Origin of the sequence: Rothia mucilaginosa (assembly GCF_049990865.1) — a bacterium.
GTDB lineage: Bacteria > Actinomycetota > Actinomycetes > Actinomycetales > Micrococcaceae > Rothia > Rothia mucilaginosa_I.
In genome coordinates this window covers 1586000-1601804 of the sequence record NZ_CP188231.1, presented here as the reverse complement: position 1 = coordinate 1601804, position 15805 = coordinate 1586000, and the positions used below count along the sequence as shown (strand labels likewise).

General features: G+C 56.4%; 14 protein-coding genes. 8 read left to right on the top strand and 6 right to left on the bottom strand.

Features of this window, described 5'->3' with window-relative positions:
* Positions 1 to 26: 26 nt before the first annotated feature.
* From rfbB to ACP3RB_RS06175, 8 genes are all read left to right on the top strand, one after another.
* Positions 27 to 1025: a dTDP-glucose 4,6-dehydratase gene (gene rfbB / locus ACP3RB_RS06210; RefSeq protein ID WP_044142793.1), complete on the top strand. Its 999-nt coding sequence runs from the start codon at positions 27 to 29 to the stop codon at positions 1023 to 1025.
* On the top strand, positions 1025 to 2440 hold the full coding sequence (locus ACP3RB_RS06205) for a sugar nucleotide-binding protein (protein ID WP_311452449.1): 1416 nt from the start codon (positions 1025 to 1027) through the stop codon (positions 2438 to 2440). The genes rfbB and ACP3RB_RS06205 overlap by 1 nt, the downstream gene beginning before the upstream one ends.
* Positions 2441 to 2653: 213 nt before the next feature.
* Positions 2654 to 3817, top strand: a complete 1164-nt coding sequence (locus ACP3RB_RS06200; RefSeq protein WP_311452448.1) for a glycosyltransferase — start codon at positions 2654 to 2656, stop codon at positions 3815 to 3817.
* A 304-nt stretch (positions 3818 to 4121) separates the two neighbouring features.
* Positions 4122 to 4781: a 50S ribosomal protein L25/general stress protein Ctc gene (locus tag ACP3RB_RS06195; RefSeq protein ID WP_012904012.1), complete on the top strand. Its 660-nt coding sequence runs from the start codon at positions 4122 to 4124 to the stop codon at positions 4779 to 4781.
* Positions 4782 to 4927: 146 nt separating this feature from the next.
* Positions 4928 to 5515: an aminoacyl-tRNA hydrolase gene (gene pth / locus ACP3RB_RS06190; protein ID WP_070688333.1), complete on the top strand. Its 588-nt coding sequence runs from the start codon at positions 4928 to 4930 to the stop codon at positions 5513 to 5515.
* Between the two features lie 187 nt (positions 5516 to 5702).
* Positions 5703 to 7001: an aminotransferase class V-fold PLP-dependent enzyme gene (locus ACP3RB_RS06185; RefSeq protein ID WP_426698818.1), complete on the top strand. Its 1299-nt coding sequence runs from the start codon at positions 5703 to 5705 to the stop codon at positions 6999 to 7001.
* A gap of 66 nt (positions 7002 to 7067) precedes the next feature.
* Complete coding sequence (sufU, locus tag ACP3RB_RS06180; RefSeq protein ID WP_070600637.1) at positions 7068 to 7538, top strand: Fe-S cluster assembly sulfur transfer protein SufU; 471 nt, start codon at positions 7068 to 7070, stop codon at positions 7536 to 7538.
* 526 nt (positions 7539 to 8064) lie between these two features.
* A complete protein-coding gene (locus ACP3RB_RS06175; protein ID WP_060823807.1) occupies positions 8065 to 8562 on the top strand; it encodes an adenylyltransferase/cytidyltransferase family protein in 498 nt (165 codons plus the stop codon).
* A gap of 145 nt (positions 8563 to 8707) precedes the next feature.
* Here the strand turns inward: ACP3RB_RS06175 and ACP3RB_RS06170 are convergent, their stop codons facing one another.
* The 6 genes from ACP3RB_RS06170 to ACP3RB_RS06145 all read right to left on the bottom strand — a co-directional run bounded on the left by ACP3RB_RS06170 (position 8708) and on the right by ACP3RB_RS06145 (position 15783).
* Positions 8708 to 9205, bottom strand: coding sequence for a DUF2505 domain-containing protein (locus ACP3RB_RS06170; protein WP_060823806.1), 498 nt, complete (start codon positions 9203 to 9205; stop codon positions 8708 to 8710).
* A 256-nt stretch (positions 9206 to 9461) separates the two neighbouring features.
* Complete coding sequence (locus ACP3RB_RS06165; protein WP_426698817.1) at positions 9462 to 10172, bottom strand: glycosyltransferase; 711 nt, start codon at positions 10170 to 10172, stop codon at positions 9462 to 9464.
* A 277-nt stretch (positions 10173 to 10449) separates the two neighbouring features.
* Entirely contained in the window at positions 10450 to 10932 is a 483-nt protein-coding gene (pssD, locus tag ACP3RB_RS06160) for a PssD/Cps14F family polysaccharide biosynthesis glycosyltransferase (protein WP_049338802.1), read from the bottom strand.
* Between the two features lie 233 nt (positions 10933 to 11165).
* Positions 11166 to 12398, bottom strand: a complete 1233-nt coding sequence (locus ACP3RB_RS06155; protein ID WP_426698816.1) for a Wzz/FepE/Etk N-terminal domain-containing protein — start codon at positions 12396 to 12398, stop codon at positions 11166 to 11168.
* Positions 12399 to 12466: 68 nt separating this feature from the next.
* The gene (locus ACP3RB_RS06150; RefSeq protein ID WP_426698815.1) at positions 12467 to 14473 is read right to left on the bottom strand and encodes an oligosaccharide flippase family protein; all 2007 of its coding nucleotides are present in this window, start codon (positions 14471 to 14473) and stop codon (positions 12467 to 12469) included.
* Positions 14470 to 15783 (bottom strand): O-antigen ligase family protein, encoded by a 1314-nt coding sequence (locus ACP3RB_RS06145; RefSeq protein ID WP_426698814.1) that lies wholly within the window; start codon positions 15781 to 15783, stop codon positions 14470 to 14472. Before ACP3RB_RS06145 ends, ACP3RB_RS06150 begins: the two co-directional genes overlap by 4 nt.
* Between the last annotated feature and the right edge of the window lie 22 nt (positions 15784 to 15805).

The following is a 15805-nucleotide window of genomic DNA, read 5'->3' as shown; positions in this document are numbered from 1 at the left end:
CCATTTAGGTGGGTAAAATATACCGTATGGCTCACATTCTTGTTACCGGCGGTGCCGGTTTTATTGGTTCGAACTTTGTTCACCACCTCATCGATAACACTGATCACACTATTACTGTGCTGGATAAGATGACCTACGCCGCAAACGCTGCGTCTTTGGAGGGTCTTCCTGAATCCCGCTTCAAGCTCGTCGTAGGCGACATCGCCGACCGCGAGCTGGCTGACGAACTGGTCGGCAAGGCAGACGCTGTTGTTCACTATGCTGCGGAATCGCACAACGACAACTCCCTGTCCAACCCCGAACCGTTTATTCACACTAACCTCATCGGTACTTTCAGCCTCCTGGAAGCAGTCCGTAAGCACGGCACCCGCTACCACCACATCTCCACCGACGAGGTCTTCGGCGACCTCGAGCTGGACGATCCGGCAAAGTTTACCGAAACCACCCCCTACAACCCCTCTTCCCCCTACTCCTCCACTAAGGCAGGTTCCGACCTGCTCGTGCGCGCATGGGTCCGCTCCTTCGGTATTGAAGCAACCATCTCTAACTGCTCCAACAACTACGGCCCCTACCAGCACATCGAGAAGTTCATCCCCCGCCAGATTACTAACATCCTCTCGGGTCTGACCCCGAAGCTGTACGGCGAGGGCCTGAACGTCCGTGACTGGATTCACGCATCCGACCACTCTTCTGCTGTGCTGCGCATCCTGGAGCAGGGCAAGATTGGCGAAACCTACCTCATCGGTGCAGACGGCGAAGAGAACAACATCACGGTTCTGCGCACCATCCTGCGCCTGATGGGTAAGGATGAGAACGACTTCGAGCACGTGGTTGACCGCCCCGGTCACGACCTGCGCTACGCAATCGACGGTAGCCGCCTGCGTGCAGAGCTCGGCTGGGAGCCGAAGTTCACCGACTTCGAGTCCGGTCTTGCCGACACCATTAAGTGGTACACCGACAACCGCGGCTGGTGGGAGCCCCTGAAGGCTGAGGTTGAGGCTAAGTACGCAAAGGCTGGCCAGTAATGACCAAGGAATTGAAGGTTACTGAAACCGAGATTCCCGGCCTGCTCATTATCGACCTGCCGGTTCACGGCGATAACCGCGGCTGGTTCAAGGAAAACTGGCAGCGCGAGAAGATGGTCGCAGCCGGTCTGCCCGACTTCAACCCCGTCCAGAACAACATCTCGTTCAACGCTTCGGTAGGTACCACCCGCGGTATCCACGCCGAGCCGTGGGATAAGTACGTATCTGTTGCGACCGGTCGTATCTTCGGCGCGTGGGTTGACCTGCGTGCCGGCGAGTCCTTCGGCAAGGTCGTCACCGTGGAGCTGGGCCCGGACACCGCAATCTTCGTGCCCCGCGGCGTGGGTAACTCCTTCCAGACTCTGGAAGAGAACACCGCCTACACCTACCTGGTGAATGATCACTGGTCGGCGGACGCAGTGTCCGGCTACAGCTTCCTGAACCTCGCCGATGAAACCGTTGCAATCGACTGGCCCATCGACCTGGCGAAGGCAGAGCTCTCCGAGAAGGACCGTAACCACCCGCGTCTGAACGAGATCAAGCCCCTGGAAGCCGACCCGATTCTGATTATTGGCGCGGGCGGTCAGCTCGGTACCGAGCTGGTTCGCCAGCTCACCGAGCAGAACGTGCCCTTCCTGGCTGTGGATCGCGACCGCCTCGATTTGGGCAAGCCCGAGCAGTGGCGCGATGCATTCCGCTGGCGCTCCTTCCGTGCGGTTATCAACGCTGCAGCGTACACCGCAGTGGATCAGGCAGAAACCCCCGAGGGTCGCCGTGAAGCCTGGGCAGCTAATGCCCTGGGTGTGAGCGCTCTTGCCTCTATCTGTGAAGAAGCTAACCTGCCGCTGGTTCACGTATCCACCGACTACGTCTTTGACGGCTCCCTGCCCCTGGGTGAGGAATACCCGGAGGATTACCCCCTGGCACCGCTGAGCGTTTACGGCGCGTCCAAGGCTGCCGGTGAGGTTGCCGCTGCCGCATGGCGTAAGCACTACACCCTGCGTACCAGCTGGGTTGTTGGCGCCGGCAAGAACTTTGTGGGCACCATGGCGTCCCTGGCTGAGCGTGGTATCGACCCGTCCGTGGTCGCCGATCAGTGGGGCCGCCCGACCTTCACCCAGGACCTGGCGGCAGCTGCCCTGCACCTGCTCTTCTCTGGCGCTGAATACGGCACCTACAACGTGTCGAACACCGGTGAGGTCATCAACTGGGCGCAGTTCGCTCGTGCAGTGTACGAGGGCACCGGCCATGACCCGGCACGAGTCAGCGACACCACCACCGAGGAATACTTCGCCAACGCTGAGCTCTTCGCTCACCGTCCGACGAACTCGGCAATGGACCTGTCCAAGCTGATTGCTGCAGGCTTCACCCCGCGCGATCACCGCGTCGCATTGGAGAGCTATCTGAAGCAGTAAATACAGAATGCTCACTGATTATCCCCTCAAATTCAAGAGTATTAGTTATGTCTTGTGGACTCGGTAAGCGATACGCTCTGAATTTAAGAGGGTTTAAGTAATAGAGTGTATGAATATTGATTTATGTAGATAAAAGTTCGCAAAATACATAAATTGTTGATTTAAAGTGATCTAATACCTGTACAAGTGTATTCAATCATGGTGGAGGAGACTATGGCTGTTGATAGTCTGGGCGAGATTGTTTTTGTCGATCCCGGAAATGCTTTTGAAGATTCTGCTGGTTTTTATATCTATGAACGTAGCTTCTTGGGATATAAAGCGTATAAGGATTTTCTTGAAAAAAACTATCCTGAGGTAAAGTGTAGCGTGGTTACTGAAGGAGGTGTTATTGATTTTAAAAAATGCCCAAATCCTTCGACCTGTAGGAGAATCTCAAAGGATGAGATCAATCTTAGAAAGGAATCTGCAGATGAGTATCTGCAGAACGTCAAGGGTAATGTTGTCGCCCTAGTTCTTGGTAAAAAGGGTGCAGAGCGTTTCCTGTCCATGCCTTGTAAGGTTGTCTATATCGCCGAAGTCACGCGACGGATTCGTTACGCTATCTTCCATGCGGAATCATCGCGAAATGGAAAGATTGGAGTGGTGGGTACTCTTCGGGCATACCTTGGTTTCTGGAAGGGAGAACTTGCGACCCGAAAAATGATGCGTAAATCTGCGGGGATTCAGTGCAATGGTCCTGCGGCATTTGAATCATATGGCAACCTTTCCAGGAACTCATTCTTGTATTTTGATCATCGAGTTGAAACCGTTGCTAAAAAGAAAGATTTTAATAAACTTCCGAAGTCAATTGCATTTTCGGGGAATATATCTCCATTGAAGGGGTCGAAGTATATAGCCGATATATCATGGGCTGTATATAACCTTAATCCTGAAATTATTTTCTATCTCATTGGAGATGGGGTGGATAGACAGGATATTCTTGAAAAGGGAGCTCCTAATATTGTGTATAAAGGTTTTATGTCCTATAAGGATGAATGGGAGCCTTTTGTTCGAGAGAATATTGATTTGATGGTTATGCCTCATCTGCAGGGTGACCCCTCGATGACATATTATGAAACCCTTGGACAGGGAGTTCCCATTATTGGATTCTCGAATGAAACGCTAGACTTTCTGGTCTCTCAAAAAATGGCTTGGTCTGTTCCTCAGGGCGATGTTCAGCAACTAGCCCGGAAGATTGATGGGATTCTTCGCGCTCCTGGTGAATTGGCGGCTGCCTCAGCGCGGGCTCGTAGATTTATGACTGAGAATTTGTATTCCCGGGTACTTGCTCGAAGGATTGATCACCTTGTATCGATTCTGAAAGCGAACGCCTCCTAGAGTCAGCGGTCCAAGGTTCGTACTCTATGGTTAGTGTCGCCGCGAGGGGGAGTGGACGTCCGCTGCTCTCTTGGGTGCTCATGTTGATGCGATTCAGCATAAAAGGCGTGAAAAGCGCCATATCACAGGTTCCCGGCCCTTGAAGAAGAGCCGGGAACCTGTACAATATTGTCTTGGCCAAGGCGGTGGAATACACGAAACGTGTAGGTCCGTAACTGACGGTGGCTGGTTGGAAAGAGATTTCTGGCGCCAGTCCCTATTCCACTTGGCGCATAACTTCTAACCAAGAAAGGGTGGACAACTCATGTCAGATACCATCAAAATTTCAGCTACCGTACGTAGCGACTTCGGCAAGGGCTACGCGCGCCGCATCCGCATGGCAGGCGACATCCCCGCCGTCATCTACGGCCACGGCGAAGAGCCCAAGCACGTAGTACTCCCCGGCCACGCAACCACCCTGGCTGCCCGCGTCCCCAACGCTATCCTCGACCTCGACATCGAAGGTGAATCACACCTCGCAATGATCAAGGACATCCAGCGTCACGCAATCCGCCCTGAACTGCAGCACATCGACCTGCTGACCGTTAAGCGCGGCGAGCGCGTTGAGATTGAGGTTCCTGTACACGTTGAAGGCGAGCCTGCTGTTGGCGCCGTTGCTAACCAGGAAGAAACCGTTCTTCTGGTTGAAGCTGACGCACTGAAGGCACCCGAAGCTTTGACCGTGAGCATCGAAGGCCGCGAAGCTGGCGCTCACGTTCTGGCATCAGACGTTGAACTGCCCTCAGGCGTAACCCTGGTTGCAGACGCTGAACTGCTGATCGTTAACGTTTCTGAGCCCGAGGAACTCGACGTTCCCGAGCCCGGTGAAGAAGGCGAAAACGCACCCGAGGGTGACATCGTTGAAGCTTCCGAGGAATCAGATCAGGCTGGCGAAGCTCACGACTCAGATAACTCAAAGCACTAGACCGCGCCCTGCGCCTAGCGCAACAATGATTTGTGGATGGCCCGCCGCTACCTCTCTTCTGAGGTGGTAGCGGGCCATACTCATAGAATGGTGTAGTCCATGAATTTTCTAAAAACCTTTTACAGCGCCGTGGAAAGGGCGAAGATATGTCTGATGCGTGGCTCATTGTTGGTCTGGGGAACCCGGGCCCGGAGTACGAGAAAACCCGCCATAACATCGGCCAGATGGTGGTTGATGAACTGGCGCGTGAAGTAGGCGGTGGCTTCAAGAAGCACGGACGCGCGCGCGCCCAGGTGCTGGAAGGACGTTTGGGTATAGGCGGACCCAAGGTAGTGCTGGCCAAGCCCCTGACCTATATGAACACCTCGGGCGGCCCGGTATCGGCTCTAGCCCAGTTCTACGATATTAACCCCGACCACATCATCGTTGTGCACGATGAACTCGATATCCCCTTCGACACCATTAAGCTCAAGATTGGTGGGGGAGAGGGTGGCCATAACGGTCTGCGCGATATCACCAAGGCGCTGGGCACCAAGGACTACTACCGTGTGCGCACCGGCATCGGTCGACCTCCCGGACGCATGGACACCGCAGATTTCGTGCTCAAGCCCTTCAGCAGCACCGAAGCGAAGGACCTGCCCTTCCTCATCTCAAACGCAGCGGATGCAACCATGATGCTCGTAAAGGAAGGCCTGCTGGCAACCCAGCAGCGCTACCACGGCGCAGGTTCCTAGCCGTATAACCCGTGCCGGGTAAGCACTGAACTGGGTCAACGCATGATATAGGCCGATGTGTGAACTAGGCTCTACCTAACTATGCAAGAGCCCGGTGAGGGAATAAGCTAGAAAAGAATGACGTTATACGCTCCACGACGGGAAAATACCCGACCGTGGAGCGTATGAGCGAGAGAAGAAGGTACCCGTGGCTGAATACTCCACCCCCGCCAACACCCCGCTGAGCGACGACATCGTACGCCAGCTTCGCCAGGACTTCCCGATCCTCAACACTGAGGTCAACGGGCATCCCTTGGTCTACCTGGATTCGGGGGCGACCAGCCAGAAACCCCTTCAGGTTCTCGACGCAGAACGCGACTTCTACCTGCACGCTAACTCTGCTGTACACCGCGGCGCCCACACCCTCGCGGTCGAAGCAACCGACCTGTTTGAGGATGCGCGCACCACCGTCGCGAACTTCGTTGGTGCCACTGACGAAGAAATCGTGTGGACCTCCAACGCAACCGAGGCGCTGAACCTGGTTGCCTACTCCATCGGCAACGCCTCCCAGGGCATCGGCGGTCCCGCCGCTGAGCGTTTCGCGTTGAAGCCCGGCGATGAAATCGTCACCACGGAGATTGAGCACCACGCGAACCTCATTCCCTGGCAGATTCTTGCTCAGCGTACTGGCGCGACTCTGCGCCACATCCCTTCTACCGAGGACGGTCAGCTCGACTACGCGGCAGCCGAGGGCATCATCAACGAGAAGACCCGCATCGTGGCGTTCACCCACGTCTCAAACGTGACCGGCGCGATTACCGATGTGCCCTGTATGGTCGCCATGGCGCGCAAGCACGGCGCGCTCGTCGTGCTGGACGCCTGCCAGTCTGTACCGCACATGCCCGTAGACTTCCACGCCCTGGACGTCGACTTCGCGGCGTTCTCCGGCCACAAGATGCTGGCACCCACCGGCATCGGCGCCCTCTACGGTCGTGCTGAACTGCTCGAAGCTCTGCCGCCTTTCCTGACCGGTGGCTCCATGATTACCCGCGTGGGTCTGCAGGATGCCGAGTACATGCCCGCCCCCATCAAGTTTGAGGCAGGTACCCAGCGTGTCTCGCAGGCAGTTGCTTTCGCCGCCGCTGTGCGCTACCTGCAGCACCTGGGCATGGAGAACGTTGAGGCCTGGGAACACGAACTGGGCGCCCGCCTCGTTGAGGGCGTTCAGAAGATTGACGGTGTGCGCCTGCTCGGCCCCACCGACCCCACTAAGCGTGCCGGCCTGGTTGCTCTCGCCATCGAGGGCGTGCACCCGCACGACGGGGGCCAGCTGCTCGACACCCAGGGCATCGCCGTGCGCGTGGGCCACCACTGCGCCCAGCCGCTGCACCGCTGCGCCGGTGTGACCGCCTCGACCCGCGCCTCCACCTACATCTACAACACCACCGAAGATGTGGACGCTTTCCTGAAGGCACTCGCCGAGGTGCGCCCCTACTTCGGCTTCTAAAAGCAGGCGCGTTAGAAGCTAACGCCCCAATTTTTCAGACATACCAACTGACGGAAGAAGATCATCGTGTCTCTTGAATCCCTGTACCAGGAAATTATTCTGGAGCATTCTAAGCAGCGCAGCGGCGAGCACCTCGTAGAGGTACCCGCCGGTCATGCAAGCGCCGATAACCACCAGTACAACCCCACCTGCGGCGACGAAATCAACCTGCGCGTGGTGCTCTCTGACGAGCTGAAGGACGGCGAGAAGACCATCGACTCGATCTCCTGGGAAGGCGACGGTTGCTCCATCTCCATGGCTGCCGCCTCCGTGCTCTCTGAAATGGCTCCGGGCATGACCGTCTCCGAGCTGCAGAGCCACGTGGATGCGTTCCGCGAGATGTTGCGCTCGCGCGGTAAGGTGACCCTGGACGAAGAGGAGTACGGCGATATGGCGGCCTTCTCCGGCGTTTCGAAGTTCATGGCGCGCGTGAAGTGTGCGATGCTTTCGTGGGTTGCGGTTGAGGAAGCTACTAAGGAAGCCGCTGCGAAGAACTAATTCTTTGCCGAGGGGGTAGGTTGGTTTGTTCGGTAGGTAGCCAATATTTGAACGCCAATCGAAAATATCGAATGGAGCCGTCAACAATATATTGCATGGATGTGTAATGCTTTTCGATGAACTTTGAGCGGTGAGCACCGAACGGGATTCAAGCTGAGAATCTACCCCTACTCTTTCTTGATATAAGATTTCTTTGATTTAAATCAATAGGATGAAAATATGAGGCGGATACTACACTGTATCCGCCTCATATTTATATCTTTGCCTTTTTCCTCCAAAAAGGTGACTGGTAAAATAAAAGGACCAAGGGCGCCCAACCAGCACCCTCGAGAAACTCTTTTCGGACCCGCATATTCTCACGTGATAGCGAGAAGAAAAACAGCGTAGAGAGAATACTTTCTCAGTGCTGAACAATCTTCGCTAATTCTCCTGCCATCACTACAGATAACGGTTATGTTTCTCACCCCTTCCGGTATTTCAACCACACCGGAATAACCATCGCCGCTACCAACCACAAGGAAGCCCCATGATTATTGGCTACGCCGCAGGCGCCTACGACCTTTTCCACTACGGCCACCTCGAGATTCTCCGCAAGGCTAAGGAAAACTGCGACTACCTCATTGCAGGCGTCGTGCACGATGACGTTCTGGAAGTGACCAAGGGCCGCCGCCCCGTTATCCCCATCGAAGAGCGTGCTGCTATCGTCAGCCACATCGACTACGTGGACGAAGTGCACGTCGAAACCACCCCCGACAAGCTCGAAACCTGGAAGCAGAAGCCCTTCAACGTCTTCTTCAAGGGCGACGACTGGAAGGACACCGAAAAGGGCAACGCCCTGGAAGCACGCTTCGCAGAGGTCGGTGTGGAAGTACACTACTTCCCCTACACCGAGCACACCTCCAGCACCAAGCTGCGCAAGGTCGTTGACCTGCTCGAAGCAGAGCACGACCTGCGCGTAGAGATGCGCCGCTTCGCTGAGCTGCTCGGCGAGCGCGAATACTCCGAGGCAATCGTCGCCTCCTAACGCCCCTACGCCCTCGTGGGGGCGCTAGAGCCCATAGAGACTCATTAAGACACAAAAGGATCCCCGCCGTAAGTACTTACGGCGGGGATCCTCTGCATATTGGCGGTATATCAGCTGCACCTCAAAGGTGAGCGTCTCATAAGCTTTAGCGCTGTGCCAGCCACTTCTCAGCGGAGGAACCCAGAACCTTCAGCACGCGGCCAACCTGAGGCTCAGCAGCGGCTGCAATCTTCTTGCCCACCAGCGGGATGGAGCAGGAGACCTCACCGTTAACGTCCAGGCGGGTCTGCTCACCCTCGGGAGTCAGCTTCTGAGTAGCCTGAGCGGACACGGGAACGCCGCTGACCTTGACCTCGGTAGAAACGGTGCGGGAGCCGTCAGCAGCCGGTGCGCTTACGGTGTCCACCTGGGTCATAGCAACGCCGTTGCCGACGAACTTACGAGCGATGTCCGGCACACGCTCAGCGGGCACGGTACGCTCGGTGGTTGCGGTGAACTCAGCGGAGGTGTCACCGGAAACGGAGAAGCTACCGAACTCCACGCCAACCTCGGAGCATACGAAGCGTGCGAAATCCTCGCTAGAGAACGCCTCGATAACCTGCTCAACGCTTGCGTTGATAACGGTCGATTCCTGAACTGCCATAATTGTTCCTTTCGTAGTGCGCGAAAACCCCGCGCATTATCCCTTCTAAGGATACGGTGCGCGGGGTTTCGCAACCAATGTAAAGACGCGAATCCACCTGAGAATATGCCGTGAACAAGGGAAAACGTTCGCATCCTCTCACAGGGTGGGTGGAGGATTCGCATGCCGGTCTAAAAGTGGGACACACCTCCGGGGGGCTCCCGCATCGCATCACTAAGGATGCTGGGCTTAGAAAGCTAAAGCTTTTAGGCGCTGGTTAGGCGCTAGGAGCCATTGCGTCGATGCGAGCCATCTCAGCCTTACCCGCACGGTGTGCGCGAGCGGCCTGCTTCAGACGACCCCAGAAGGAATCCTTGCGGTGGGTCTTGCCAGCGAGCAGATCCCGCAGTTCCTCGCCCAGCTGCGCTGCAGAAATCTCCGGGGTGGAGATGTAGGGCTCAGCGGTGCGGAACAGGGAGGGGTTCGCCAGAGCAAGATCCAGCTTGTCGAAGAGGTCTTCGCGGCTTTCAACGACAACAGCGTGACCGCGCTTCTCCATCAGAGCGGTGAAGGGGACCTGGTGGTTGTCAACGACCTCGTCGAACTCTGCGCGGCGCGGAACAGCCAGGGGCAGGGCGCCGGTACGGCGTGCATCCTGGATGGAACCGGGGCCGCCCTGAACCAGTACTACGCGTGCGGTTGCGTAGTAGTCCAGCAGCTCGGAGGCGGGAAGAAGCTTAAGGTTGTCTGCGTGCTTAATGGGCGCAGTGTGGCCATGCTGCACGAGGCAGGTGACCTCGGGGTGAGCCTCAAGATAAGCCTCAACCCAACGCAGGAGACGATCAAAAGTGTGAACGTCGGTGCCGAGGGACACCACCAAATCGTAAGTCTTGGTAGGAATACGAACGGGCGCGACGGCAGGGGTAAATACGGGCAGGTCGAACTTGGAAGTATCAACGCTGACGCGGGGGAAGTTCTGAATAGACATAGCCTATTCCTCTCTATGTATTTATCGGTAGTAACCCCGTATACCTGATGCAAAAATCCGGAGGGCATCAATTGGCATACGCGGCGGCGTCGTGCCGGAGAAAATGGTGAGTAATCTCCGCATACGCTTCTCTGGCGAGTGGTTAGTTCGCTTGGATGGTGAGTCCACAGTGGAGCGCACGACTTACGCGTATCTGTATGTTTAATAAATACTATACCCTGAAAATAATGTCCTCAGCACACGCGAGGACGCTATTTTCAGGATAAATTCATCACTCTTAGAAAATGGGATGAATCACACGAGAATCAGGGAAATTCTCCTGCTGTTCCTCGCTCTGAACAATAATTCGATCAGCAAAGGTGTACAGCATCTTGCCGGTCATCGTCGGCAGAGTCGGGCGGTCAAAACACTCAATATAAAGAGTCTTTACGCCTAAGAGTTTAGCCGCCACAAAGAAAGGAACAGCAACACCGGCACCGGCAGAAACAACCGCATCCGGACGTTCCTTCGGAAAAATACGAAATGCCAAGAACAGATTACGAATAGCGTTCTTAATATTTCGAGTGGTCGGGTAATAAGCCCAATAGGTCTTCTCATCAGCCAGAGAAGATTCAACATCGGGCTGCTTAAAGCTAACCCACACCCGGTCATAATCCTGCCACGCAGCAGAAGTAGCCGTCAGATGCTTCAAGTGTCCGCCACTGCTAGAAACCAGCAGAAGCTTCTTCTTCGGTGCCTGAGAGGAAGTTGCCTCAGTCATAGTGTTCTCCTAAAGCCCCAATACAAGAGAAAAATAAGAAGAGAAGATAAAGGTGAGCTGGCGGGTCCGGCAACGCCTGCATCAACAGACCTGTTACAACAGATCCGCCTCAACAGGCGTTACCGACCCTACGCTCAAGGACAAAGGATGAACCCGCACAGAGGCGAGGCATCCATCAATAGACCCGATGACGCGCGGTCCAGTTACTGCCGGTCTAGATATCCCCGGTCTAGCTACTCGCGGTCCAGGAAAACAGCCAGAGCGTTCACACCCTCAAGCTGATTCAGCTGAGCGAAAAGCTCACGAACCTGCTGCAGAGAAGTAGCCGCAGTCACCGGAACCAGAGCCACGCCGCCAGCCTGAACGAAACGCAGCTGGGTCGACAGGGGAGTAGCGGTGCTCAGGCTAATCACCAGAGGAGTCTCGCTCTTCTCAACCAGCGACTCGGGAGTGTGGCGGGTCAGAGCGTCACGGACCGAAGCGTAGTCGGTGAAACGTGCGTACTCGGTGGGCAGAACGCGCTGCAACATCTGGTACAGGTGCTCAACGCCGCGGTCAGTACCGGGCAGAATGACAATACCGGATGCGCCAGCACTCTTCACATCGCCATCGGGAGCGCCAATGGTGCGCAGCAGCATGAAGGCGTCATTCGCCTCAGACGAGGAACCCAGCTCGTGAACCGGGATACCAGCATCTTCCAGACGGTCAGCGTAACCAACGTGACGCATGGTGCGGTCACGACCGTAAGCCAGTACAGCACCAATCAGCAGACCGGCAACAGCACCAACAATAGCCATCTTCACCGGGCCAAGCGCCGAGGAAGAAGCCGGAACCTGAGCCTCGCTCATCACGCGGCCACCGGTGGTGGAAGTCAGCTGAATCTGGGCGCGACGCTCCTGTAGCTGAGAAAGCAGAGCCGCACGGTTGTTATCACCCTCGAGGGCAGAAATCTGCTCATCAATCTGGTGCAGAGCAGAATCAACGCTACTCTTCAGAGCCTCGGAACGAACCTGCAGGTACGCGTTTGCCATAGCGTTAGCGTAACGTGCAGCCTCCGTGCCGTTGGGGCGGGTCACCTCAATATCCAGAACAGCAGTCTGGGAGGTGCCGGTCACCTTGACGGAGTTCATCAGACGGCTGGTCAGCTGAGCCTCAGAGAGGGTATCGCCATTAGCAATCAGAGCCTTAGCCGCGTTCTGCGCAACCTCACGAGAGGAAGCAACGCGAGACTCGGTAGCAATATCCACCTTCGCGGAGTTAGCGCTACCGGTACCGGCGGGATCAACCACCAGCGGGTAAACAACCAGCGAAGCCTTAGAAGTGTACTTGCTATTGGTCATGTAGCCGTAAGCGGCACCCGCCACAGCGAAAACCACGACCGACAGCAGAATTAGCAGACGGTGTCGGAAAATGCGACGTACCTGGCTGCCAAGGGTAACCGAGGAAGTATGAGAGGTGTTATCCATGAGGACATCCTAGAGGAAGAGAAACGGACACTAAATATCGGAGAAAACGTAGAAGAAGCGGAAGGCTTTTAAGTCTTCGCGCGGCGGGCGGAGAGGAAACGCTCAATACCCAGCGCCTTGCGGAAGCGGTACAGTACCGCACCATACACCGGAACGAGTAGCACCACGTACACGATAACGCCCAGAACGCTCTGACCCAAGAAAGTCAAAGACACCAGAGCACACGCTGTCGGAACAGCCGCGCCCAAGAAGAGCGAAGGAGCCATCTCACGGGCCGAAGCGCGAATACCGACGAGGCGGAACACCTGGTAGCTCGCAAGAAAGGTGTCAATCAGCAGAGCAGAAGCCCAAGCCGTCACCGCACCGTACAGGCCCCATACCGGAACCAAGGTGAAGTTCAAAGTCACAGCCACCACCAGGGAGGAGAGCTTGTTCAACAGTTGCCAGCGGCTCTTACCGCTCATCAGCAGAACAGACTGCACGCCACCGGCACTCATCGACAGCATCGCCGCCGGGCAAATCACCCAGAGAATACCGGCGCCAGCCTCAAAGCCCTTACCAAAGAAGCCCAAAAGAGTCGGACCAAAGAACGCGAGGGAGAGGTAGAACGGCCAAGACAACGCAGTCAACACGCGAGTGGTCGAAAGGAAAATATCTCGAGCACGATCCAGCTGACGAGTCGCCAGCGCCGCACTAATCGACGGGCCGGTCACCACGCGGCCGGTGTGTTCAATCATGGTGCCCACACGAACACAACGGTTCACAGCACCATAGATACCACCAGCAGCGGCACCCAAGAACGCCGTCACCACCAGCACGTCAATCCACTCCAGGATGGTTTCCACAATGGTAGCGACACCGCGTGCAGAGCTGAAACCCCAGAACGAACGGAACGTCTCAGCCGGAGAATCCTCAGAAGGAAGAACCGCCACATGCTCCTCGGAAGGGAACGCCCGCTCCAAAAGCCACAGGGCAACCACCGCAGTAATCGCCACCGGGACGGTCCAGGCGTACACCAAATCCATGAGCTGACCCGAGAAAAGAACCACCAAACCCACCGCCGCAAAACGCAGAGTAGGAAGCAGAACATTCTGCAGAACCGTAAAAGTCACCACACGATGCAGGCCACGCAGAGCGCCGAAGAACACCGTCATCAGCGCCGCTATCAGCACGAAAGCCGAACTGACACGCATTGCCGCCTGATACTCGGGAGCCATCGGCACAATCTCGGTGTAGATGTACACACCCACCACCAGAAGCACCGAAGTCACCAGCGAAGGAATCAGACCGTAACGGATTAGCTGCGGAAGCACACCGTAACGACCCAGCGCACGCTGAGCACTCATCGTACGAACCAAGCCCGTATCCGCGCCGAAGGTCACCAATGAAATCGCAATCGCGAACAACGCCATCAGACGGAAAAACTCGCCCGAACCCTCAGCACCAATACCGTTCGACACCACCATCGTGGTCACGAACGCGATACCCGCACCGTACATCACGCACAGAGAAGCAAGAGAGCCGCTCTTCGCGAGGCTGGGCTGCTTACCCTTTCCGGGAGCTTTCTTAACCGGCGCGCTCTTCGCGGATGCGCTATCGGCCTGAGCACCTGATGCGGAAGGCTTAGCCTTCTCATTCGGAGTCTTTTCTTCCTGCACCTTTTCTACAGACTCTGCAGCAGACGGGGCTATCCGCCGGGAACCGGGCAGATGAGCACCCGCCACAGCGCTAGCGTTCGCCGCTGAGGAACCTGCAGCCAAAGAACCTGACTCCGAAGACCCCGCTTCCAAAGAATCGGGCAACGATTCCTCGGAAGCAAAGCCTCGAGCCGGAGGAACAATCGACAGTGCCGTGGTCGCAGGAAAACGACCGGAACGGATATCATCCACCGTCGGAGCAAACTCATCGGCAGAAGACTCAGCTTGTGAGTCAGCCTGCTCTACTACAGGATCCATGTACTCGCTGCTCTCACGCAGGCGTGCACGGCGGCTAGGGTGACCGGTCATCGAATACGCATCATCGAAAGACGAAACCGCAGTGGTCTCTAAACCGCGAGGGGACTGGTTCTTTGTCATAGCCCCTCACCATCCCGAATGGAACGGATACACGCCATCGACGCGAGCATCAGAATGGTCAACTGAGCAATATCGAAGCTGTAGAAGATGAAGACGACGCAACACGCGACCGGCACGCTATGCAGCCAGTACCCGGAGGTGGTCTTCACACGCGCGCCGCCTGCTACAGTGCACACCATGAAGAGTGCGAACAGTGCCAGACCCACGAAGCCGAAGCAGAACATCAGAGTCCACAGGTACCCCTGGGTACCCATTGACACGCCAATGCTCGGTTCCATACGCGGAGTGCCATAACCAATAATCGGGGACTCCAAGGTTGCCTTCCAGGTGGCGCGGTAGAGCGCCGCACGACCACCGGTGGAGTCAGAGTAGTCCTGACGACCCAGAATATTATCCACGGTGCCCGACGCAAAGAGCGCCACAACCACAGCCGCAATCGCTGCAACACCCATACCCACAGCACGCCAATTAGCCGCGAGGAACTGACGCAACAGTACGTACGCTGCGCTGATACCTAGACCAATGAACATGCCGCGGTTACTGGTCGCAATCGCAGGCACAGTAGAAAGCGCCATACCGATTAGTAACGCAATACGCAGCCAGATGGAACGCAGTCGAAGCAAGCACGCCAGCATCACCGGGGTGAGCAGGGTGTACGCCAGACCCCAACTATTCGCGTAGGGGAACGGCGCGGAGGGGCGAATATACGCCTCGGGAGCACCCCAAGGACGCTGAACCTCAGCCAGGGGAGGAAGCATGTAGTCGCGCACCAGAGGGTTCTGCATAAAACCAGCCGGCATGATGAAGCTCATCGGAGTACGCAGACGGAACTCGGGGAAAAGAACACCGCCGTAACCCAGAACAATCAGGGTCACCCACAGAGTAGCCAGACCGCCCAGCACCCTATTGAGGCTAATAGAGGCTCGCGCGTTGTAGTAGTACAGGGCGTAAATACCGGCACTGAGAATATTTACAAAGCGCAGACCCCAACCAATAATGTCGGTGGAACGGGTCAGGGCAAGCGCCGCAACAACAACCCACACGCAAAATGCGCCCCACACCCACAGGGAACTGGGCACACGTACATTACCTCGAATAATGAGGTAAAAAAGCATGATTGCTGCCAGTACCAGCGGTGCAATCTGAAGCACACCCAAAGCCCACAGCACCGGGAAGCCGTACAGCAATGCCAGCAGAGGCCAGGCGGGGAGCTTCTTCTGCGCCGTAGACAACGGGCGGATGCGCGCGCGGGCACGCAGAATACCGCTGGGCGGAGTACTATCCGATCCGGCGGAATCCTTTAGTGCCACAGGCGAAGTGCCCGGAGGAGAA

Coding starts and splice junctions, on each gene's coding strand:
- rfbB (WP_044142793.1), top strand. CDS start 27: ATGGCTCACATTCTTGTTACCGGCGGTGCCGGTTTTATTGGTTCGAAC.
- ACP3RB_RS06205 (WP_311452449.1), top strand. CDS start 1,025: ATGACCAAGGAATTGAAGGTTACTGAAACCGAGATTCCCGGCCTGCTC.
- ACP3RB_RS06200 (WP_311452448.1), top strand. CDS start 2,654: ATGGCTGTTGATAGTCTGGGCGAGATTGTTTTTGTCGATCCCGGAAAT.
- ACP3RB_RS06195 (WP_012904012.1), top strand. CDS start 4,122: ATGTCAGATACCATCAAAATTTCAGCTACCGTACGTAGCGACTTCGGC.
- pth (WP_070688333.1), top strand. CDS start 4,928: ATGTCTGATGCGTGGCTCATTGTTGGTCTGGGGAACCCGGGCCCGGAG.
- ACP3RB_RS06175 (WP_060823807.1), top strand. CDS start 8,065: ATGATTATTGGCTACGCCGCAGGCGCCTACGACCTTTTCCACTACGGC.
- ACP3RB_RS06170 (WP_060823806.1), bottom strand. CDS start 9,205: ATGGCAGTTCAGGAATCGACCGTTATCAACGCAAGCGTTGAGCAGGTT.
- ACP3RB_RS06165 (WP_426698817.1), bottom strand. CDS start 10,172: ATGTCTATTCAGAACTTCCCCCGCGTCAGCGTTGATACTTCCAAGTTC.
- pssD (WP_049338802.1), bottom strand. CDS start 10,932: ATGACTGAGGCAACTTCCTCTCAGGCACCGAAGAAGAAGCTTCTGCTG.
- ACP3RB_RS06155 (WP_426698816.1), bottom strand. CDS start 12,398: ATGGATAACACCTCTCATACTTCCTCGGTTACCCTTGGCAGCCAGGTA.
- ACP3RB_RS06150 (WP_426698815.1), bottom strand. CDS start 14,473: ATGACAAAGAACCAGTCCCCTCGCGGTTTAGAGACCACTGCGGTTTCG.